We start from the raw sequence: 20,712 nt of genomic DNA, 5'->3' as shown, positions 1-20,712 counted from the left end.
CCTTGGTGGTCCCCCAAAGATGAAGAGACGCAAGAGCAGCGGCCATCGCCTGACCACCCCCGCGCCAATCACTGCGCCTGACATGGCGCTGGGCTGTAACAGGAATGTGAAGCTTTTTATCGATTTGTGTGAAGAGGTTGGCGGCAACGTTGCCCGTATTTGAAGAGGACCTATGCTGCGATCTTCGAGGATATTCTCGTGAATCGACAACGGTTGCTCTGAAAGCGATGCAAAGGCGCGAGAGATAAAGAGTGCCTGAATACGCCGTCAAACCGCGACACGAGGTGCCCCTAGTTTCCTAGATGCCTGCATTTTTCAGGTTCAACTCTGTTGCTTCATAGTCAACCGGCGACAGCGTGCCGTTGTTGGTGTGCTTGCGCGTTGGGTTGTAAAGCATCTCGATGTAATCGAACACGTCCTGCCTTGCGGCACCCCGTGTGAGGTATGTTCGCCGCCTGATCCGTTCCCGTTTCAAAAGCTGGAACAAACTCGCTGCGACAGCAGCGTCATGGCCATTCCCACGCCTGCTCATACTGGCATCCAGATCATGTTTGCTAAGAAACGATCGCGACTCTGTACTGGTGAACAGAGAGCCCTGGTCGGAGTGGATCATCACTTTCTGTTTTGGCTCAGAGAACCGTTCCAAAGACGGTCGTTTTTGAATGCTATATATTGCTATGAAGTCATTTTGAGCAGGCTGCTCACGGACTGCTTTGCGGCAGCCTGATTTGTTGTTTGTTGGATCAGTGTCTGCTCATGCAGACACTTCCGACCTCCCGCCGCCAACAAATTTTCTCATGGCATTCACGCTCTTTTGGACTGCCTCGTCTCGGGTTTTCGATCTGATCATTGTGCGAAGCCCAACATATTGAGAGAGGAGCATTTCTGCCATATCCCCCCGCTCCTGCTCGCTCGTATGCGCGTGGGCGGCCGATTGTGTCAGTGCCACATAAAATGCTTGGCTCATCTTGTTGAGTTGTCGTTGCACGACTTCCGAAATATCTGGGTCTACTGCCGCAGGACCAGCAGCTGCGGAACACAATAAACACCCTCGCTGATCACCGTTCTTCACAGCTTCGATTACGCTGCAAAAGAGCCTATCAATGCGCTCTGCGCCATCTTCAGACCCAGTCGTCAATACCGCAATAGCCGCATCGACTGCCTCGACTTCATACCTGTCGAGAGCTTTCAGGAACAAGGTCTTCTTGTCTACAAACGCTTGATAAAGACTACTGCGGGTCATCCCCATTCCCTCAAGAAGAACCGCGAGAGATGCAGCATCATAGCCATGCTGCCAAAAGATATTCATCGCGTCTTTGAGGGCGTCCTCGATATCAAATTTCCTAGGGCGGGCCATAAAGAAAACTCCTTATCTTCCGTAAGCTATAGTTATGTACTGATAAGTACACAACTAACGAAACTGTGTATTGTACCGATCAGTACATAACTCTAGCTTAGAGGCACAGCAGACATGAAACTGCCAAACCAATCTAAGGAATTTACGATGAAATCGCTCTTCACAACCGCCGCAGCCGCAACCTTCCTCGCCGTAGCAGCACTGACTCCAACCTTGTCGTCAGCTGAAGAAGTGGCTGTCACAGGAACCTTCACGGGTGCCAATAATCACATCACGACAGGTGGTGTCACTGTCGTAAAAACTGAAGGCGGTGGCGCTATTGTTATCCTCGACACAGACTTCAGCCTCGACGGCGCGCCAGACCCAAGCGTTGGCTTTGGCAAAGATGGCGAATACGTCAAAGCATCCGATCTTGGCGATCTGGTGAATTTTGGTGGCCTCCAAGCCTACGTGGTGCCAGCTTCTGTAAATGTTGATGACTTCAACGAAGTCTATATCTGGTGCGACGAGTTCAGTGTTTCGCTCGGAGTTGCATCTCTGAAATAGCATCGCACATGCGGCTCCCGCCGCATACCTTAACGATATGGCCTGCACCGTCCTCTCCGGTGTGGGCCATTTCTAATTTTATTGAATATTTGCGGGCTGCCAAAACCCTCGCTCAAAACCCAGCCAGTTGTTGAAGGTTTTTGCCCCTCACCTGATAGCCGACCTTCGCTGCATTTTCGAAGAATGACCGCTTGCCCCGCCGTGGCATTTGGTCTTGTCGCTGCGCTCTAGGATACAGCGGACATACCGGCTTGCGGCCCGTTACGTTCCAGCCTCTCATGTCCGTGCTGATGCGCCCTCGCGGGTGACGATCACTGGGGCCGGCAGACAACGATCTAAGGCCCTTGTCAGGGACGTGACGTAAAAGTCAAACCCGCTTATCCACCAGAAAAAGCCGCGAAAATAGTGCGATGTATGGTGTATCTCACAAAGCATATCAGTGGCGTTTTACCACAAAGATTTAGCTTCGACCGCCCAGATATGATGATCACCAGCCGATGGAAGGTTTTGTAAGCATTAACCAGAAGATCATCAGGACTGCGGCAAAGGCCGGAAACCCGAAAGCGAACCACCAGCGATAAAGGCGATGATAGGCATCAGGTAGATCCTGACCTGCATCCTGCGCGGCCCGCGCCAGGTCTCGCATACGTATCTGCATCCAAACCACCGGAAGCCAGAACAGGCCGACGAAGACGTAGAGAGCAAGCGAGAGGGCGACCCAGCCCTCAAGGAGGGGCCAGCCGACCTCGCGGGCGAGCATCAATCCGGTAATGGGCTGAAACACGGCCGCAGTTGCCGTGAACACTGTATCGGCAAGAACAACAATTCCGGAAACATGTGCGATCAGAGCAGGATTTCTGGTTCGGTTCGAGGCGACCATGAAGAAGGCGATGCCAGCCCCCGTGCCGAGCAGGACCGTGGAACCGATGACATGCAGGAAGAGAATAATATCGTAGGTCATCGATCCTCAACCCCCAGCCAGACGATGAGCGCGAGCGCGATCGAGGGCAGGACCTTCACCAAGGGGCCGAGCGGATCGATCCAGAGATCGGGCGCGAAGAGCGTACCGCCAGCGAGATAGGCACCGGAGACGGCCACCATGCCGAGCGCGGCCCGCCGGCACCAGGGTCGCCAAAGGATAGCAACGCCGAGCGCGATATCGATCAGGCTTCCACCAATGACCGTTGCGCCGACGGCCCAAGTCGGAAGGGCGCCGCCCGCGAGCGCCGATGCGGCGGCCGCGGGCCGGACGAGAGCCACGAGACCAGAGGCGAGCCAGAAGATCGAGAGCACCAAAATCGCCAACGGAAGAGCGAAATAAAGCCGAGCGTAGAGGCGCTCTTGCCGCGTCGCCGGTAATGCACCTAGCGTCGCATCGAGATCTCGAGGCAATGTCCCACCAGCCGCAACCCACTGTCCGGGGTCGCCACGAATACCGTCGCGCAGGACGTTAATCGCCGTCGACCGCAGCGGAGAGCGCCACCCCAAGCGGCCCGCAATGTCCGCGCCGAATCCGATGAGGTCGAGAAGTTTGTTCGGCAAGCGAAGACGCAGGCGCGGCTGGGGATAGCCTTGCCAACTGCGGATTTTGCGGATGAGTTCGGGAAGAGGTCGAGCCTCCTTCTCTGTAATATCGGCAATCGTGCCGGAGGCGATATCTCCGCGCGCGGCCGCTACGACGGCAGCGGCCAAATCCTCGATATAGACAGTCTGGATCAGACTTTTTGATAGAACCTCCAGCAGAAGTCCAGGCATCGCCGCCGCGCCGCGCAGAAGTGCCGTGCCGCCATAGGCATCGGGTGCGAGCACAAGGCCCGGTCGTAGGATTACCCAGTCGCACGACGCGCCCGCGACATATGCGTCTCCGCGGGCCTTACTGCGAAAAAACTCCGTTGAGGCCTCCAAAGAGACACCTGCCGCCGAAATCTGGACGAGGCGCAGTGTAGGAGGAGCAGCCGCACAAAGCTGATTGAGCATCGTCGCGTGAATGGCCTCGAGATCGTCGCTGGGGCCATCTTGAAGCGCACCGGCGGCGTTCACGACGATGTCCACATCTTTCAGTATCCCTGTCCATGCGGCTGCATCGAGCACAGATAGATCCCGAAAAATCCATTTCTGGTTCGGTGCGGCCGCCATGGCGGCGTGGCGTGATCGGCCGAGGCCCACGACTTGGAATTCGGCCATTGAGAGAGCACGGCAACATGCTGAGCCGATGAGGCCATAGCCTCCAAGAACAAGAACAGTTGGCATTGGACCATTTCCCGGGATTGCTAAGAAAGAACTTACGCCCCGACCTAACCCGTTTCCAACAGTAGAGATCACGGCCAACAGATGCCATACTCCTCCGAAAGAGGCATATGTTTTTGAGCGGCGTCCTGAAGCGGGACAGGACCATAACCGATCCCGACAAGTGCTAGCACTGCCTCGTCCTCTGGCGGCTGGTAAGGCAAAACTGCAGACGTCATGATGCAGTTGACACTTTATGTGCTGTCCACGGTTCTTTCGCCGACGCTCGCTTCCTTTGCCTATCCGCCATTCGTCGAGGCTGCAGCGAAGGTCCGTTTTCCGCCCATCCCTGACATTAAGCGGGATCGAAAATCGCTATTCGCCTCATGCAGGGCATTAGAATAAGTCCAGCCCAGCTATTGCGACAACGGCTGCCACGCGGGCTGAATAACTTCACTACTCCGAGTCAGAATGAAGGCGCAGCCTTCCCTTTCGAGCAACCTCATTAGGTTTGGCGGTGTCCGCACTGCGCTGCAGGCCGTTCCCCCCAATCGAATAGCATCGCTTCGCCCCCATCCGCGTTCGCCACGTGGCAAGGTTTCAAAGCAAGCCGCTAAAGCGGCTGTCCCAAAAACCTGCGCCGACTGAAAGTAAGAGGGGTGCAGTTAAGCAACAGATGGCAGGGCTTAGGAAGCCTAAGCGCCACGATAGAAAAACCTATGCCGCAAAGGGCAGATCTATGTGTCGATTCACAGCAAGAGCCAGGAACCGAACCAACAAGTTACACGATTTTGGGAGGTTTTGTGAAGCGACACATGTTTGCCGCTAAGGGCAAAACTATGTGTCGCTTCACACGCATTTTTTGGTGGACTGGGGAGGAACATCATATCCGTTGATTATAAACGAAAAATCGTTGCGGACTGCAAACCTCTGCACCTATAGAAAACAATGACCTACCGATTGACTGCAAACCCCTTTGCTCGGGCGGCACCATCCGACACCGCCCGCACAGATGATCAGACAGCGCTGCCGTGCCACGGGTGCCCAACGGCACCGCGCCAATGATCCAGCGACTGAGCATCCACTTGCAGTCGAGCCGCCCGCCCCGATTGGCGGCACTCCAAGACCTCCTTCCGTTACAGGTTCAGCACGCCACCCTCATTCAGATATCCTTCAAGGGATGAGGGACTGAATATCATCTAACTTTCGCTCGATATCCTTTAGTTCACGTTCGTGCACCGCAATTTCGTGAACATATCCGTCGATATTAACAAAGCGTCGCTGTATTTCTCAGCGATACTCACCCACTGTTTTTCCGTACCCCGCCAATGACCGGACAGCGTCACTTAACTGCACATCACGACCCAGCTTGCGGCGAAACATCTGAGCCCAGTTCTATTCCAATTATTTAGCCTGCTCCATAACCACTTCAGACAAATGAAGCCGCGTCGGCCGACCCCCAAGATATTTCGCACCCAGATGAGTGGCGGCGACGTAATATGTTGCGATCAGTGCTGATAATAATGATTCTCAAAATGCCACAAAATCACTTACGACGGCGTGAGAAATGTCACGAGATAATAAAATGACTGGACCACACCCACGGCACTGCCAGACTACCAGATCAGAGCGAGCGCTGGTGGAATTGCGTGAGTGATCAGGATAGAAATACGAAAGAATATCTTCGTTGTATGAGTGGGCATGCCGTGCTTGAACAAAATACATATTCGCACCCGACAGGCCGTAGAAGTGCTTCATATCGATTACTTCCAAACGATTAATCGCTGATGAACAATCGATCATAAGCATGTAAATTATCGCACCCTAGCTGGCCATGACGCCATTTTAGCGCGGATGCCTAGATGACGCCTAAACGCGACTATCGACACTGGGCCAATGCCCATACGATGCGACCAACGCGGCACACATTCCTCCCAGTATCAGGCCGGGTCGGAAGGCACTGATCGACGGATCGCTGGACGTCGTATTTACCCGTACATTATGGAATGATTTCGCGCAGACTGCAGCCGGTCTAGACATTCGGCCGGCCAATAAATAGGATATTAAATCTCAAATCGCGCTGCCTTTCGAACCATTTCGGGACTTGATCCGCCAAACGATCGAATACTAGCCTAGTCTTGAAAGTACTTTCGTTGAGCAATAATCCCCAAGAACCCGTCGCGCCCAATCCGCATCGCGGGGCGTTCGATCAATATGTGAAGGGCTAACGCGACCACTACGCTCACGACGATCATTGCGCCTTTGAAAATAATGCTACCGTCAAGTGTAACGGGGCCCACCACCCGTGTAAAAACTAACAAAACCGGAATATGGACCATGTAAACACCGAACGACAAGCGTCCTGCCCATTGAAACAACCACGATGAAAAAAACGTATGCGAGCGGGAACCAAAAAACATCGCCGCTAAAAGCAGAAGCGGCAGAAAAAAGCCCAATAAGGGAAACCTAACGCTTCCCATGACCAGCCCGAAAAAACTTAGAATTATCAATATAAATATGGGGCCGTTCCAGCGCGGAAAACCAACAAACACGCCCCTCTCGTAAATTTTCCAGGCCATGAACCCAAGACCAAGCCCCGCAATCGCCCTTGCAAAATCTAGAAATGGGCCAAAGAATAACGTGTTCCGAGCCAACATTTCGTAAGAAGCGGCGGTCGCAATAACGAACAGGATTGCAGTGACCCCCGCTACAACTGGCGTGCTTAGGCCTCGTCTCGAAAAAAGAGCGACAAAGATAATCGGAAGGTAGAACTCAAAGCCCATACTCCATGCCGGGAAGTTCTCCATCTTTTGAAGCACCAGCGGAGCGATTGCTGAAATGTTTAATATAAGGTCGATCGCGCCTTCTTCTCCGTCGAAAAGTACAGGTGAAAAAAGGATCAAAACGGCTATATGAAGGGGAAATAGTCGCAAAATCCTTTTCGCCGAAAAGTGACGGACACTAACCGCGCGACCAGAGATCGACTTGCAAATAACAAAACCACTCAGCACGAAAAAAAAGTCAACGCACGAGTCCCAAACGGGAGGGCCAATGCCGATGGTGCGTGCCAAGATAGTGTTCAATCCATAATGGAAGAGCATCACTGTAAACGCCAGCAATCCCCTTACACCATCAAGATCGCTAAAATGGCCGCTATCTTGCATTTCGCTTTTGGCGATCATTATCCAAATTACCCTATTTCGCTTAAGAACAACTGAGTTGCTATGCGTTGCTCGATTAACCTACCAACTTACGGCACTGCTTGTGAAGTCAGAAAGGGGCCACGCAGCGCGAAAATCCATAGACATAACAACAGCTTATTTTGCAGACAAAAAGTAATGCCTTATCTGCAAAACGTGCAGGATGATTGCTCAAAACTGAACCAGTTGAAGCCTACTATGGAAAAATAGAAGTCGCGCCACGTCACTAATTTCGACATGATACATAAAAATACCAAAAATTGACATTCGCCGAAATGACAAGCAACGCTGACATTGCCCACGTTCACACCAATCGAAACCTTGGCTACCAGCCCAGACTCGCCGCGCAAAGCGCTTCCCATAACGACCCAATGCGAGCAAACTTTGCGGCTACGTCGACCGGTCATGTGACGTTTATAGCCGCGCAGATGGGACGCACGCGATCGCCAACTGGCCTTGACAACATAATCCGGGACAGCGCCGCCGTTGCCGGATTCAAAAAGTCAGCGCACTACCTGCGGGCGTCACGCTAAATAGCAGTGCAAATAACTAATGGAGATCATACCAAAATGAACTTCCAATGTCCTCAGGCAGTCTGTCTATCATGGCGATCGGCGTCAAATGCAAACACTATCGCGAAAAACTGCAAGCACCCGATTAAAATTCAGTATAATCAGGTGCTTGCGTATTTTTTGGTGGACTGGGGAGGATTCGAACCCCCGACCCCTTGATTCGTAGTCAAGTACTCTATCCAACTGAGCTACCAATCCGCCTGTGGTGGGATTTAGCTGCAGCGTCAGACCGATGCAAGCGCAAAACGTAAAATAATCATACAGTTTCTGGACTAAGTGCAAAATCAGCTTTTGGCAGGGTGATTTCAAAGGTGGTGCCACTGGCATCGCTTTGCAAAAGCGTCAGTCGGCCGCCGTGCCCGCGCACCAGATCGCCAGAAATGACGAGGCCAAGCCCTGCCCCGCCTTTACGCACACCGCCTTGGAAGGGTTGGAACAAATGCTCTTTCGCTTTTGGCGGCAAGCCCGGGCCAGTGTCTGACACGGTGATACGCCACAGCCTGTCGTCCTCTTCGCCGCAGATACAGATTTCACCGGGGTTACCTGTGGCCGTGACAGCTTGGCGCGCGTTGCGCACAAGGTTCGACAGCACGCGGTAGATCTGCTCTGAATCGGCGCGCAGGTTCATGGTCGCCGGAATATCTTCGGCGAAGGACAGGGGGTAATCGCCCGCCGCAAGGCGTTCACTCTCGACGACCTCGTCGACGATTTGCGCAAGCTCAACTCGGGCGAGGCGCGGCGAAGGCTCATCCGCACGGCCAAAGGCGAGCGTACTTTCGCACAGGTGAACGGCCCGGGTGATCGACCCCACAAGCTTTGGCGCCATGCGAATAACAAGCGGATCATCAGAGCCTTCGATCCGATCGGTGAACAGCTGCGCCGACGTGAGGATATTTCGCAAGTCGTGACTAACCTTCGCGACCGCGCCGCCCAACTGCGCAAGGCGATCCTTCTGGCGCAGAGCCGACGTCAACTGGGTCTGCATCATCTGCAGCGCGTTTTCGGCATCGCGCAACTCTCGTACACCGGCGCTGGGTTCAATGATGCGGCGTGCGTCCTCTGGTGCCTCTGCGTAGTTTTGCATGTGACTGATGACGCCCTTGATCGGGCGGACCAAAAACGTTTGCACCGCGAGGAACAGCAAAAAGGCCGTAATGACAGAGATAATAGCCGACAGCAGCAGCACGTTCAGACCGTATTCGATCATCGCGCTGCGCAGCGGCATCTGATCCATCGTAACCTCGATCAGCTGCCCCCCGCCCTGCACCGGGGTGCCGATCACACGAATGATCCGCGGCGACTGATCCCACAGGGTGCCCAAGGCCGCCCGAATCAATGCGGGTCCAGAAGGGTCGCGCATATCGTAGGTGGCCGCGATTTCCGCCGGGATTGGAGAGGACAACGCCAGCTGCCGCATGTCGTCGCGCCGCAACACGACGTTAAAGACGCCAGCGTTGGTCAGCAGCTCTGCCTCTAGCTCGGGCGCGATCATGTCGGTGGCTTCAACCGCCAGCGACGCGATCTGCGCCCGTTCCAGACGAGCCAGCAAATAGTCCTCTCGGAAGCGGGCAACCGAGGGGACGAAGATAAATATTTCTGCCAGCATCACGAAGATGACGGTCAGAATCAGGAAGCGACCTGAGAGAGTGTTCAGCATTGCACCTCCGACGTTAGGGAAGGAAGCGCTGTACCAGCCCCACGATCCGTTTGACCATATCACTTTCGAACAGCTTGGGGGTGAAATATGCCCCGGCGGCCCGCTTGTTCAGTTCCATATAGGTTGGATAAGGTAAAACGGTATTACTGATAGCCTGCATTTTCATCTTGTTGGCAATCGCCATAGCCCAAAGCGCGATCAATTCGCCTGCAAGATGCCCCGCAATCGACGCACCCACAGGCTTGCCACCGACAACCATGACCTTGATCAGACCGCGCATCTGAAGCTCTGTATTCGCGCGGTCATTATGAGAATATTCAGACCGCACGACCGTCAGCTTGTCGCCATGTGCTTCGCGCGCCTGCGCTTCGGTCAGGCCGACCTGCGCGAGTTCTGGGTCAGTATAGGTGACCCACGGAATGTGGTCTGTACGCACCTTGGACGGCAGGCCAAGCACCAGCGACCGCACGAGCTGTCCGCCGTGATAGCCCGCGACGTGAGTGAATTGCAGACCGCCAGCAACATCCCCCGCAGCATAAACGCGCTTGTTGCTGACAGAACGCAGGCTGTCGTCAACCTTAAGGCCCCTGCGATCATGTTCGACATTGGCCGTATCCAAGCCCAGATTTGCGACGTTCACAGCGCGGCCCACGGCCATCAACAAGTGAGAGCCGGTGAAGTCGCCCTTAGGTGTGTGCACTGTAATCGTGCCATCACCGCCGCTAATCCGGCTGGCTTGCGCATCTTCGACAATTTCGATGCCTTCGCTGCGCAGATTGTCCAGCACGATGGCAGCCATTTCAGGGTCATCCTTGCCCATCGCCTTGGCGCCTTCGATCACCGTGACTTTGCAGCCAAGTCGCACATGCGCCTGTGCCATCTCCATACCGATGGGACCGCCGCCCACGACCAGCAGGTGGTCAGGCTTTTCGCGCAGATCAAAAATCGTCTCGTTGGTGTGAACCGTTACGCTATCGAGGCCATCAATTGGCGGCACAAAGGGGCCGGACCCGGTGGCGACAACGAAACGGCGGGCCTTGATGATGGTCTCGCCGGCCTGCACTTCTGTTTCAGAGATGAAGCGTCCGTTTTCGCGGATGACTGTGCAACCAAATCCTTCGAATCGTTCCTGACTATCGACTGGGGCGATCGCATCAATCACGCGGCGCACATGATCCTTGGCACCTGCGTAGTTAACCTCTGGATGAGCCTGCGCGATGCCGAAGTCAGGATTATCCAGCCCAGCATGAGCGTGCTTGGCCGACGCCAACAGCGCCTTTGACGGAACACAGCCGTAATTCAGGCAATCGCCGCCCATCTTATGCCCCTCGATCAGGACAACGCGCGCGCCCATCTGGGCAGCACCCGATGCGATAGACAGGCCAGCGGATCCGGCACCGATGATGCAAATATCAGTTTCAATACGGCTCATGTTACAGGCCTTTCTTGCCGCGCAGGGCATTGATGATCAGAGGAAGGGCGGCCAGCAGGGAAAGCCCAAGGATTGGCAACAGAATCGCCGGCTGAAATATGATTCCCAGATCGGGCGTCTCGCCGCGGGCGAACACTTCACCAAGGCCCGCCCCCACCGAAGTATAGACAACCGCACCAGGCATGATTCCGAAAAAGGTCGTAACCGCGAAACGGTAAAGCGGTACGCCCACTAAGGCGGGCACTAGATTCGCAACAAAGAATGGTACAGCCGGAACCAACCGGATCAGGAACAACATCGACCACTGATTGCCTTCATCATCAATGCCGTCCTTGATTCGCTTAACGACACCGTCACTGGCATCCATTTTTTTCGCCAAAGACTGTCCAAGCCCCCAGCGTGCCGCAAGAAACAAGGCAATCGCGCCGATCGTCGCCCCGGTCACGTTAAAAATCGCACCCGGCAGCACCGGAAAGGCAGCGGGGAAGCTGCCGAACAGAAAGCCGCCCGTCAGTGTGGCAATCGTCGCACCGGGCAAACTGAACGCCACGATCACGGCATAGGCCGCGATAAACCCAAGCACGCAAAGCAGATAATTAGCATCGCGGAACGCCAGCAGCGCCTCTCTGTTCTGGCTAAGCGCATCGAAGGATAGATAGTCACGGAGCAACCAAGCCCCCAGAACCGCAACGATGACGATCACAATCAAAGGTAGGCGGCGCAAAATAGGGTTCGCGGTGGTCGTATCGGACATCTTCACTCTTTCTGCCGCAGGGGCGCTGGACCTTGGCACCCTACATGGCGCACTGGATGGGCGGCGGATAGACGACTCACGCGGCCTTGATCCGACCAGCCCAAAGTCGGGCTTCTAGGGGCTAAACTGTAACAATTCGTTGCACTATATATTGCACACCGTAGCAAAACTTACCGCGCAGCGCCGTTGACACGCGAGGGCCCTCCACTTAAAGGGCAGGTCTGAATGAATGACGGGCCTCGAATCCATCCTGGGTTTGGCCCCCGAACCGGAGGACAAGCGATGAAGCGCACGTTCCAACCCAGCAACCGCGTCCGCAAAAACCGTCACGGTTTCCGTGCCCGTATGGCGACGCCGTCTGGCCGCAAGATCATCAACGCCCGCCGCGCAAAAGGCCGGGCCAAGCTGAGCGCGTAAGCGCGTCACTTGACGATGACCGACATGACGCCGCCGGATACGCCTGACAAGGGCAAACCGGCGGTTTTAGTGTGTCCGCAGGTCCTGACAAAGCGGCGCGATTTTATCGCCGCAAGCCATGGTCGCAGACAAGGCACGCCCGGCATTCATTTGCAGGGCCGTCCGCGCGACGACGGCAGTGATCTGATGCGTGTGGGCTATACCTGCTCTAAAAAGGTCGGCAACGCCGTAGCGCGGAACCGAGCCAAGCGCCGTCTGCGTGAAATTGCGCGCATGATCCTGCCGGTGCATGGCCGCCCCGGCTGGGACTACGTCCTTGTGGGCCGCGCCCAGACAACCGGTGCGCTGCCCTTTTTGCAATTGCAATCAGACCTGATCCGCGCCCTTGCGAAGGTACACCAGTGACGCCGCTGGCGTATATTGTCGCGGTGCCCGTGCGTGCATATCGTTTGCTGCTGTCCCCGTGGGTTGGTCATGGCTGCCGCTTTCATCCGACCTGCTCGGCCTATGCCCTTGAAGCGCTGGAAAAGCATGGCGCGGTAAAGGGCGGATGGCTGACCTTGCGGCGCATCGGGCGCTGCCAGCCTTGGGGCGGGTCCGGCATCGATAACGTGCCTGACTAGCCACCAAATCTTAGGCAAAAAATTGGCTGGCGTCGCCGGACACGGGAATCGCCTTGCCGATCAATTTTACTAGTGTTTTGCCCCCTGCCGCAGTAGGTGATGCCATGCTTGACGAAACCGAAATTCATCCGCTGTTTCACGGCGCACCGGACACGGTCGCGTTCAAGAAATTACGCAAACGCCTCGTGCGCGACACCCGGGAAGCGATTGACCGCTATGGCATGATCGCTCCCGGCGGTAAGTGGCTCGTTTGCCTGTCAGGCGGCAAGGACAGCTATACGCTTCTGGCGATCCTATACGAATTGCAATGGCGCGGCTTGCTTCCGGTAGAGCTTCTTGCCTGCAACCTCGATCAGGGCCAACCTAACTTTCCCGCGACCGTTCTGCCCGAATTTCTGCAGAAAATGGGCGTGCCGCACCGGATCGAATATCGCGACACCTATTCCGTCGTGATGGATAAAACCCCGCAAGGGCGCACTCTTTGCACCATGTGTTCACGCCTGCGCCGCGCCAATCTTTATCGCATCGCCCGCGAGGAAGGCTGCACCGCCGTTGTGCTGGGCCATCACCGCGATGACATTTTGGAAACGTTCTTCCTGAACCTTTTCCACGGTGGCAAGCTGGCCACGATGCCGCCCAAGCTAAAGAATGACGAGGGCGATCTGTTTCTGTACCGCCCTCTTGCCCATGTGGCCGAAGCGGATTGCGAAAAATTCGCCCAAGCGATGAACTATCCCATTATCCCCTGCGACCTGTGTGGATCGCAGGACGGGTTGCAGCGCCAGCAGATCAAACGCCTGCTGGATGGCTGGGAAACCAACAGCCCAGGACGGCGCCAGAAAATATTCTCATCCCTGATGAACACCCGGCCAAGCCATCTGCTTGATACGGCATTGTTCGATTTTACGGGACTTGCCCTAAATCACAAAGACCCTGAAACCCCTTGACCTTTGGGGCCTGCACGGTTTGAACCAATCCCACCAGATTTCACAGACGGACGGTTGCGACGCATGGAAGATCAAAACAAGAACCTGATCCTGGCACTTGTGCTCAGCACGCTGGTTATCATCGTCTGGACATTCTTGTTCCCGCCAGAGGTGCAGGCCCCCGCGACGCTAGAGGCGACGCAGGAACAGATGGATACGACGGTGCCGACGGCTGATCCTGTCACTGGCGGCATCGCTGCCCCAACTGACGCGGAAGCAGCCGCTGTAGCCGACGCCCCGCGCGTGAACGTGCAGACACCAGAGCTGTCGGGCACGATTTCCTTGCTGGGTGGCCGGATCGACGATCTGAAGCTGACGCAATACAACGAGACAATCGACGACACCTCGCCCGAGGTGACGCTGCTGTCCCCCAGCGGCACGCCCGACGCCTATTTCGCGTCATTCGGCTGGGCCGCGGCGACGGGTATCGCTGCCGATGCCGTCCCCGGCCCCGACACCCTGTGGACCGTTGAAGCCGGAGAGACGCTGACCCCGGACACGCCAATCACGCTGGTTTGGGACAACGGCGCTGGCCAGATCTTCCGCAACCAAATCTCGGTTGATGACAAATACATGTTCAGCGTCGACCAAAGTGTCGAGAACACGGGCACCGAAGAGATCAGCCTGCGCCCCTACGGTCTGCTGCGCCAAGAAGGCATGCCGTCTGACTTGCAGAACTTCTTTATACTGCACGAAGGTCTGGTCCGCATGACCGACGGCACGCTGGAAGAAGTTAAGTACAAGAAAATGCTCGATTTCGCGGTCGATGACCGCGAAGGCACCAATGCGGAACGTCAGGACGTCACATCCGCAGGCTGGATCGGCTATACCGACCACTACTGGATGACGACGCTGATCCCGAACCAGGCTGTGCCCTTCCGGTCCGTCGCCAAATACTTCCCCGGCCGCGACATCTTTCAGGCAGAGGCTGTGCAGGACGCGCAGACCGTCGCCCCCGGCGGCACCGCCAGCGTGACAACGCAGCTTTTCGCCGGTGCTAAGGAATGGGAAACCATCCGTGACTACCAAGAGGCTGGTGTCACGGGCTTTGTCGACAGCATCGACTGGGGCTGGTTCTTTTTCCTGACCAAGCCGATTTTCTGGGTACTTCACCACCTGAACCTGCTGATCGGCAACATGGGTTTCGCCATCATCGCGCTGACCTTCTTCCTCAAACTCCTGGTTCTTCCGCTGGCCTATAAGTCCTACGTCAGCATGGCGAAGATGAAGGAACTTCAGCCAGAGATGGAGAAGCTGAAAGAGCGTGCCGGCGACGATAAATCGCAACTGCAAACCGGCATGATGAAGCTTTATAAGGAAAACAAGGTGAACCCCGCCGCGGGTTGTCTGCCGATCCTGATCCAGATCCCTATTTTCTTCTCGCTGTACAAAGTGATCTTCGTCACGCTGGAACTACGTCACGCGCCGTGGATCAGCTGGATCCGAGACTTGTCCGCACCCGATCCGTCGTCCATCCTGAACCTGTTCGGCCTGTTCCCATGGGCGACGCCTGATGTCACCTCGCCGATCCATATCATCAGCCTTGGCGTTCTGCCGATCCTGCTGGGTGTCTCGATGTGGCTGCAGCAGAAACTGAACCCAGCCCCAGCAGATGCGACGCAAAAGATGATCTTTGCGTGGATGCCTTGGGTGTTCATGTTTATGCTGGGTCGCTTTGCGTCGGGTCTGGTTCTTTACTGGATCACGAACAACACAATCACCTTTATGCAGCAGTACATCATCATGCGCAGCCACGGGGCAAAGCCTGATGTGTTTGGCAACATCCGAACCACCTTTAGCCGCAAAAAGGGTGAACCGGTCGCGGCCAATAGCCCTAAGAAGCCTAAGTCCAAGTGACCGGAACTGTCGCCGCACTGTGGCGGCACCCGATTAAAAGTCATGGACGACAGGCACTGGACGCGATCACACTGATTGCGGGTCAGACGATGCCATACGACAGGCGCTGGGCGGTTACGTCCGGCGCCTCTCGGTATCAGGGGGGCTGGGACGAGTGCCACGCCTTCATGATCGGCACCCACAACCCAGCATTGGCAGCAATGACGGCAACGCTGGACGAAGAATCGCAGACTGTGCATCTGCAGCACCCTGCCCTGCCCGATATTTCAATCCAGCCGGATGATCCGCAAAGCGCCGCCGCATTCGTCACTTGGGTCACGCCCCTGACGCCGCCGGGCCGCGCTGCGCCGCAGGCTATCGTCACCGCAGGCCAGCGCGGCATGACGGACACGAAATACCCCTCTGTTTCGATTATGAACACCGCCAGCCATGCCGCAGTGGCGGATCAACTGGGAAAACCGCTGGAACCAGAGCGGTGGCGCGGAAATATCTGGCTCGACGGTCTGCCCCCTTGGATCGAGTGGGACTGGATTGGACGTGACATTCGGATTGGCGCGGTAACCCTACGGATCCAAGAGCGGATTGCCCGTTGCGCCCATACCGCAGCCAGCCCAGAAACCGGCCTACGCGACGCTGATACGCTTGGTGCATTGTGCGATGGCTGGACTCATACCGACTTCGGCGTTTATGCAGCCGTAATGACCGGCGGCAGGATCGCCCTTGGCGACGAACTAGAGGTGCTGTGATGCAACTGCCATTCCCAGAAATTGAAATGCCCTCGGACGAGGCGTTGGAAAAAGGTCGCCTGCTATTCGCAGGCGAGACGACATTCCTAAAAGGTGTCGTCGCAATGGACGGCCTGCCCCCTGCCGACCGGTTAGAGGTCTGCTTTGCCGGACGATCGAACGTCGGTAAGTCGTCGTTGATTAACGCGCTGACGGGTCGCAAGGGCCTTGCCCGCGCGTCCAACACGCCGGGCCGAACGCAAGAGATCAACTTCTTCACCGCGGGCGAACTGTATGTCGTCGACCTTCCGGGCTATGGCTTTGCCAATGCGCCCGTCGCCGTCGTTGCCAAATGGCAGGCCCTGCTGAAAAACTATCTGCAAGGTCGCCCAACCCTACGCCGGGTCTTTGTTCTGATCGACGCGCGTCACGGGGCCAAAGCCGTGGACGAAGAAATCATGACCCTCCTCGACCGCGCCGCGGTGACGTTCCAAGTCGTGATGACCAAGGTGGACAAGGTCAAAGGCGACGCGCTTGACGCCAGCATGGCCGCAACCCGCGCCGCCATGGCAAAGCACCCCGCCGCCTATCCAGAGCTTATCCTGACCAGTTCGGAAAAAGGTGAGGGCATCGCCGCCTTACGCGCTGTGATTGCGTCTATCGAAGCTTAAACCTCGCTTGCGATCATCGCTTGAGGGGGCGCGCGCGCTCCGCTATCCCTAGGCAACACACCCCGGGGGATAGCCATGAGGACTCAGGACATGAACCGAGACTGGATCGCCACAGCGCGCACGCTGTCAGAGGCCCTGCCCTATCTGCAACGCTATTCCGGTGCCGTTGTCGTCGTGAAATTTGGCGGCAACGCTATGGGCGACGCCAACGCGATGGCTGAATTTGCCCGCGACATCGTGCTGATGAAACAAGTCGGTATGAACCCCGTGGTCGTCCACGGCGGCGGCCCGATGATTAACGAAATGCTCGACAAACTGGGCATCGAATCAAAATTCATCCGCGGCAAGCGGGTCACCGATCAAGCGACTGTCGAAGTGGTCGAAATGGTGCTGACCGGACTTGTGAACAAGCGCATTGTCCAGGCCATCATGGACGAAGGCGGCCGCGCTGTCGGCCTCTCCGGTAAAGATGACGACCTGATGGTCGCCGAGGTGGACGATCCAGAACTCGGCTTTGTCGGTCGCCCGGTCGAAATGAACGTCCAAGTGCTTCGCGACCTTTACGGCGCGGGCATCATTCCCGTGGTCGCCCCCGTGGCGACCGGCATGGATTTCCTTGAGACATTTAACGTCAACGGCGACACCGCCGCCGGCGCGATTGCGGGTGCCCTTAAGGCTGACCGCTTGTTGCTGCTAACGGACGTGGCCGGCGTCAAGGATGCGAATGGCGAAGTCCTGACCCAACTCAACCCCGACCAGATCCGCGACATGATCGCCGACGGCACTATCGCTGGCGGCATGATCCCAAAGGTGGAAACGGCCCTCAAGGCGATCGAGGACGGCGTGCGCGCCGTCGTGATCCTCGATGGACGTTTGCCTAACGCATCCTTGCTTGAACTCTTTACCGAACATGGTGCCGGTTCGATCATCCGGTCCACGGAATCGCGCGTCAAATCGCGGCAGGACTAATCGGTGCCCCTTACACTGATCCTGCTGCGCCATGCGAAATCCGGCTGGGACGATCCGATCGCATCGGATCACGAACGCACCCTAACAGATCGCGGCACACGCGATGCACATGCGATTGGGGCCTGGCTTCGGCAGAATCGCTACCTGCCAGATGCGGCTTTGTCCTCTGACGCGACCCGCACGCGCCAGACGATGCAGGGCGTTTTATCTGGCCTTAACCAAACGGATCAGACGCAGTACCTGTCTGCCCTCTACAATGCCTCTGTGGATACGATCGTGCGGCTTATCAAACGCCAAAGCGCAAAGACCGTCCTGATCTGCGCCCACAACCCAGGCATTGGGTTTGCGGCGCAGCAACTGGCACTAACACCGCCGCAGCACCAACGCTTTGACGACTACCCCACTGCCGCGACAACCGTCATGCGGTTCGATGCCGCCGACTGGTCAGACATTCGCCAAGGCACAGTCACCGACTTCGTTATCCCCGCCGATCTAAAACAATAAGGACCGCCTGCCAGCCAGCAAGCGGTCCTTAATTCTTCTGGTCAAAAATACCTCGGGGGTGCGGGGGCTGGCCCCCGCCCTTTTCCGAACGGGCTTTCGTCAGTGACCCAGAATCTGGCTCAGGAACAGTTTCGTCCGGTCTGATTGCGGGTTGTTAAAGAACGCATGCGGCTCGTTCTGCTCCACGATCTGACCTTGGTCCATAAAGATCACACGGTTCGCCACAGCCTGCGCAAAGCCCATTTCGTGGGTTACGCAAAGCATGGTCATGCCCTCTTCCGCCAGCTCGATCATGGTGTCCAAGACTTCCTTGATCATTTCTGGGTCCAGCGCCGAAGTCGGCTCGTCAAACAGCATGATGCGCGGCTTCATGCATAGCGACCGCGCGATAGCGACGCGCTGCTGCTGGCCACCGGACAGCTGACCGGGATACTTATTTGCTTGATCAGGAATCTTCACCTTCTCAAGGAAATGCATCGCCGTCGCTTCGGCTTCTTTCTTGGGCGTCTTGCGGACCCAGATGGGGGCCAGCGTGCAGTTTTCCAGAATCGTCAGATGCGGGAACAGGTTGAAGTGCTGAAAGCACATACCAACCTCTGACCGGATCTTGTCGATGTTTTTCAGGTCCGACGACAGCTCCGTACCGTCGACGATGATCTGACCGGACTGGTGCTCTTCCAACCGGTTGATGCAGCGGATCAGCGTCGATTTGCCGGAGCCAGAAGGCCCACAAATAACGATCCGTTCGCCGCGGTTCACCGTCAGGTTGATGTCGCGCAGGACGTGGAACGTGCCGTACCACTTGTTCATGTTGTTGATATCGATGGCAACTTCATCGCTGACCTGCATGGCGCTGCGATTAATTTGGCGATCTTGAACGGCCTCTGACATTGTCATGCCTCCCTTAACGGTTTTCGCGCTGGAGTTTCTTCTCCAGGTGCAGTGAATAACGGCCCATGCTGAAGCAGGCGATGAAGAACAGGACACCGATAAAGACGAACAGTTCCCAATAGACGCCGTTCCAGTCGGTGCTGGCACGGATTGCATTGGTCAGACCCAGCGGATCAAGCAGACCAATAAACAGCACCAGCGTGGTATCTTTGAACAGGCCGATAAAGGTGTTCACGATACCGGGGATCGAGATCTTGAGCGCCTGCGGCAGCACGATCAGCTGCATGGACTGCCAATAGGATAGGCCCAGCGAATCGGCACCTTCGTACTGACCCTTGGGCACAGCGGCCAAACCGCCGCGCACGACCTCTGCGATATAGGCGGCAGAGAACAGCGTCACCATGATGATAACCCGCAGCGTCAGGTCAAAGTTCGTGCCCGGCGGCAGGAAGTAGTTCAGCAGCAAGGACGCGGTGAACAGCCAGACGATCAGCGGCACGCCGCGGATAATCTCGATGAAACCAACGCTCAGCTTGGTCACGATGAACAGGTCGGACGCACGGCCAAGGGCAAGGATGATGCCCAGCGGCAGCGATAGCACGATGGCTGACACACCGATGACCACGGACAGCAGGAAGCCGCCCAACTGGTTCGACCGTACAGATTCAAGGCCGATTGGCGCGATAGAAGCCAGCGTATCGACCAGCGGTCCCATGACGAACAACCAATACAGCACCGGTACCAAGATTGCAGCGATCACGCCTACGATCTGGTTAACACCGACCAGTGCCCGGAATGCGAACACACCCAGCACAAAGCCAAGCGCAACAGCAATTGGCAGCCAGATCGGCCCGCCCCAGATCAGAAAGAAGATCAAGAAAGGCGATGCGAGCGAGAAGCCCATGAACCAGCGCGGGAAGTTACCGAACAGCACGGGACCAAGGCCCAGCAACATCACGACCAGTGCAAGTGTGGGACGCCAGTAAAACTCTGACGGGTAGAAACCGAACAACAACTGCTCCCAGCGGTCACGGATAACACCCCAGCAGGCCTTGGACGCAGCGTCGCCGCTGGCGGCCAAGATTTCGCGGCAGTTCGACAAAGACGTCGCCGTCCATGTTGGGCTGACGAACCACGGCACCAGATGGCTTAGGACGACCCAGACGACGTAGATCGCGATCAGTGTCATCAGGCCATTCAGCCATGTCGGGAACAGGTTTTCGCGCACCCATTTCACTGCACCCGCCTCCTTCAGGGGGGGCGGCTGCTGTGCAATCATGCTCTCGCGGACGTAAGGGGCGGTTTGTGCGTGCGTATCGCTCATC

At 56.5% G+C, this 20,712-nt stretch carries 19 protein-coding genes, 1 tRNA gene and 1 pseudogene; 10 read left to right on the top strand and 11 right to left on the bottom strand.

What is annotated here, in order from left to right:
- Nucleotides 1-298: 298 nt before the first annotated feature.
- Both KBW81_RS01180 and KBW81_RS01175 read right to left on the bottom strand, forming a co-directional pair.
- Nucleotides 299-631 (bottom strand): annotated as a pseudogene (locus KBW81_RS01180) (IS3 family transposase); the annotation flags it as partial.
- 123 nt (nt 632-754) lie between these two features.
- Nucleotides 755-1,357: a TetR/AcrR family transcriptional regulator gene (locus tag KBW81_RS01175; protein ID WP_090189624.1), complete on the bottom strand. Its 603-nt coding sequence runs from the start codon at nt 1,355-1,357 to the stop codon at nt 755-757.
- Nucleotides 1,358-1,471: 114 nt separating this feature from the next.
- Between KBW81_RS01175 and KBW81_RS01170 the strand changes: the two genes are divergently transcribed.
- Nucleotides 1,472-1,903 (top strand): DM13 domain-containing protein, encoded by a 432-nt coding sequence (locus KBW81_RS01170; RefSeq protein ID WP_245754221.1) that lies wholly within the window; start codon nt 1,472-1,474, stop codon nt 1,901-1,903.
- A 487-nt stretch (nt 1,904-2,390) separates the two neighbouring features.
- On the opposite strand, the gene KBW81_RS01165 is transcribed toward KBW81_RS01170, so the two are convergent.
- From KBW81_RS01165 to KBW81_RS01135, 7 genes are all read right to left on the bottom strand, one after another.
- Entirely contained in the window at nt 2,391-2,864 is a 474-nt protein-coding gene (locus KBW81_RS01165) for a DUF2269 family protein (RefSeq protein WP_254248039.1), read from the bottom strand.
- Nucleotides 2,861-4,153: an SDR family oxidoreductase gene (locus KBW81_RS01160; protein WP_302059278.1), complete on the bottom strand. Its 1,293-nt coding sequence runs from the start codon at nt 4,151-4,153 to the stop codon at nt 2,861-2,863. The genes KBW81_RS01165 and KBW81_RS01160 overlap by 4 nt, the downstream gene beginning before the upstream one ends.
- A 2,108-nt stretch (nt 4,154-6,261) precedes the next feature.
- The gene (locus KBW81_RS01155; protein WP_254248037.1) at nt 6,262-7,311 is read right to left on the bottom strand and encodes an acyltransferase family protein; all 1,050 of its coding nucleotides are present in this window, start codon (nt 7,309-7,311) and stop codon (nt 6,262-6,264) included.
- 711 nt (nt 7,312-8,022) lie between these two features.
- Nucleotides 8,023-8,099 (bottom strand) — tRNA-Arg (locus KBW81_RS01150).
- Between the two features lie 58 nt (nt 8,100-8,157).
- Complete coding sequence (locus tag KBW81_RS01145) at nt 8,158-9,558, bottom strand: sensor histidine kinase (protein WP_254248036.1); 1,401 nt, start codon at nt 9,556-9,558, stop codon at nt 8,158-8,160.
- 13 nt (nt 9,559-9,571) lie between these two features.
- Nucleotides 9,572-10,990: a dihydrolipoyl dehydrogenase family protein gene (locus KBW81_RS01140; RefSeq protein ID WP_254248035.1), complete on the bottom strand. Its 1,419-nt coding sequence runs from the start codon at nt 10,988-10,990 to the stop codon at nt 9,572-9,574.
- A gap of 1 nt (nt 10,991) precedes the next feature.
- The gene (locus KBW81_RS01135) at nt 10,992-11,744 is read right to left on the bottom strand and encodes a TVP38/TMEM64 family protein (protein ID WP_090189634.1); all 753 of its coding nucleotides are present in this window, start codon (nt 11,742-11,744) and stop codon (nt 10,992-10,994) included.
- Nucleotides 11,745-12,026: 282 nt separating this feature from the next.
- Between KBW81_RS01135 and rpmH the strand changes: the two genes are divergently transcribed.
- From rpmH to KBW81_RS01090, 9 genes are all read left to right on the top strand, one after another.
- Nucleotides 12,027-12,161, top strand: a complete 135-nt coding sequence (gene rpmH / locus KBW81_RS01130) for a 50S ribosomal protein L34 (protein WP_072858510.1) — start codon at nt 12,027-12,029, stop codon at nt 12,159-12,161.
- A 24-nt stretch (nt 12,162-12,185) separates the two neighbouring features.
- Nucleotides 12,186-12,566: a ribonuclease P protein component gene (gene rnpA / locus KBW81_RS01125; RefSeq protein ID WP_411914382.1), complete on the top strand. Its 381-nt coding sequence runs from the start codon at nt 12,186-12,188 to the stop codon at nt 12,564-12,566.
- Entirely contained in the window at nt 12,563-12,784 is a 222-nt protein-coding gene (gene yidD, locus KBW81_RS01120) for a membrane protein insertion efficiency factor YidD (protein ID WP_090189636.1), read from the top strand. Before rnpA ends, yidD begins: the two co-directional genes overlap by 4 nt.
- A gap of 104 nt (nt 12,785-12,888) precedes the next feature.
- A complete protein-coding gene (ttcA, locus tag KBW81_RS01115) occupies nt 12,889-13,731 on the top strand; it encodes a tRNA 2-thiocytidine(32) synthetase TtcA (RefSeq protein ID WP_090189638.1) in 843 nt (280 codons plus the stop codon).
- A gap of 63 nt (nt 13,732-13,794) precedes the next feature.
- Nucleotides 13,795-15,627 (top strand): membrane protein insertase YidC, encoded by a 1,833-nt coding sequence (gene yidC, locus KBW81_RS01110; protein ID WP_254248034.1) that lies wholly within the window; start codon nt 13,795-13,797, stop codon nt 15,625-15,627.
- The gene (locus tag KBW81_RS01105) at nt 15,624-16,373 is read left to right on the top strand and encodes an MOSC domain-containing protein (RefSeq protein WP_254248033.1); all 750 of its coding nucleotides are present in this window, start codon (nt 15,624-15,626) and stop codon (nt 16,371-16,373) included. The genes yidC and KBW81_RS01105 overlap by 4 nt, the downstream gene beginning before the upstream one ends.
- Nucleotides 16,373-17,023: a ribosome biogenesis GTP-binding protein YihA/YsxC gene (yihA, locus tag KBW81_RS01100; RefSeq protein ID WP_090189645.1), complete on the top strand. Its 651-nt coding sequence runs from the start codon at nt 16,373-16,375 to the stop codon at nt 17,021-17,023. Before KBW81_RS01105 ends, yihA begins: the two co-directional genes overlap by 1 nt.
- A 90-nt stretch (nt 17,024-17,113) precedes the next feature.
- Entirely contained in the window at nt 17,114-17,992 is an 879-nt protein-coding gene (gene argB / locus KBW81_RS01095; protein ID WP_175499299.1) for an acetylglutamate kinase, read from the top strand.
- A gap of 3 nt (nt 17,993-17,995) precedes the next feature.
- On the top strand, nt 17,996-18,496 hold the full coding sequence (locus tag KBW81_RS01090) for a SixA phosphatase family protein (protein ID WP_254248032.1): 501 nt from the start codon (nt 17,996-17,998) through the stop codon (nt 18,494-18,496).
- Nucleotides 18,497-18,595: 99 nt separating this feature from the next.
- Here the strand turns inward: KBW81_RS01090 and KBW81_RS01085 are convergent, their stop codons facing one another.
- Together KBW81_RS01085 and KBW81_RS01080 are read right to left on the bottom strand one after the other, a co-directional pair.
- Entirely contained in the window at nt 18,596-19,387 is a 792-nt protein-coding gene (locus tag KBW81_RS01085; protein WP_090189651.1) for an amino acid ABC transporter ATP-binding protein, read from the bottom strand.
- A gap of 13 nt (nt 19,388-19,400) precedes the next feature.
- The gene (locus KBW81_RS01080; protein ID WP_090189653.1) at nt 19,401-20,711 is read right to left on the bottom strand and encodes an amino acid ABC transporter permease; all 1,311 of its coding nucleotides are present in this window, start codon (nt 20,709-20,711) and stop codon (nt 19,401-19,403) included.
- Nucleotide 20,712 lies beyond the last annotated feature (1 nt).

Source organism: Loktanella salsilacus (assembly GCF_024206795.1).
Classification (GTDB): Bacteria; Pseudomonadota; Alphaproteobacteria; order Rhodobacterales; family Rhodobacteraceae; genus Loktanella; species Loktanella salsilacus.
This window is presented reverse-complemented; position numbering and strand designations above follow the sequence as displayed.

Excerpts from the sequence above, each read along its gene's own strand:
- KBW81_RS01140 (WP_254248035.1), bottom strand. The coding sequence starts at position 10,990 with ATGAGCCGTATTGAAACTGATATTTGCATCATCGGTGCCGGATCCGCT.
- KBW81_RS01135 (WP_090189634.1), bottom strand. The coding sequence starts at position 11,744 with ATGTCCGATACGACCACCGCGAACCCTATTTTGCGCCGCCTACCTTTG.
- rpmH (WP_072858510.1), top strand. The coding sequence starts at position 12,027 with ATGAAGCGCACGTTCCAACCCAGCAACCGCGTCCGCAAAAACCGTCAC.
- rnpA (WP_411914382.1), top strand. The coding sequence starts at position 12,186 with ATGACGCCGCCGGATACGCCTGACAAGGGCAAACCGGCGGTTTTAGTG.
- ttcA (WP_090189638.1), top strand. The coding sequence starts at position 12,889 with ATGCTTGACGAAACCGAAATTCATCCGCTGTTTCACGGCGCACCGGAC.
- KBW81_RS01160 (WP_302059278.1), bottom strand. The coding sequence starts at position 4,153 with ATGCCAACTGTTCTTGTTCTTGGAGGCTATGGCCTCATCGGCTCAGCA.
- yidC (WP_254248034.1), top strand. The coding sequence starts at position 13,795 with ATGGAAGATCAAAACAAGAACCTGATCCTGGCACTTGTGCTCAGCACG.
- KBW81_RS01165 (WP_254248039.1), bottom strand. The coding sequence starts at position 2,864 with ATGACCTACGATATTATTCTCTTCCTGCATGTCATCGGTTCCACGGTC.
- yihA (WP_090189645.1), top strand. The coding sequence starts at position 16,373 with ATGCAACTGCCATTCCCAGAAATTGAAATGCCCTCGGACGAGGCGTTG.
- KBW81_RS01085 (WP_090189651.1), bottom strand. The coding sequence starts at position 19,387 with ATGTCAGAGGCCGTTCAAGATCGCCAAATTAATCGCAGCGCCATGCAG.
- KBW81_RS01170 (WP_245754221.1), top strand. The coding sequence starts at position 1,472 with ATGAAACTGCCAAACCAATCTAAGGAATTTACGATGAAATCGCTCTTC.
- KBW81_RS01080 (WP_090189653.1), bottom strand. The coding sequence starts at position 20,711 with ATGAGCGATACGCACGCACAAACCGCCCCTTACGTCCGCGAGAGCATG.
- argB (WP_175499299.1), top strand. The coding sequence starts at position 17,114 with ATGAACCGAGACTGGATCGCCACAGCGCGCACGCTGTCAGAGGCCCTG.
- KBW81_RS01155 (WP_254248037.1), bottom strand. The coding sequence starts at position 7,311 with ATGATCGCCAAAAGCGAAATGCAAGATAGCGGCCATTTTAGCGATCTT.
- KBW81_RS01175 (WP_090189624.1), bottom strand. The coding sequence starts at position 1,357 with ATGGCCCGCCCTAGGAAATTTGATATCGAGGACGCCCTCAAAGACGCG.
- KBW81_RS01145 (WP_254248036.1), bottom strand. The coding sequence starts at position 9,558 with ATGCTGAACACTCTCTCAGGTCGCTTCCTGATTCTGACCGTCATCTTC.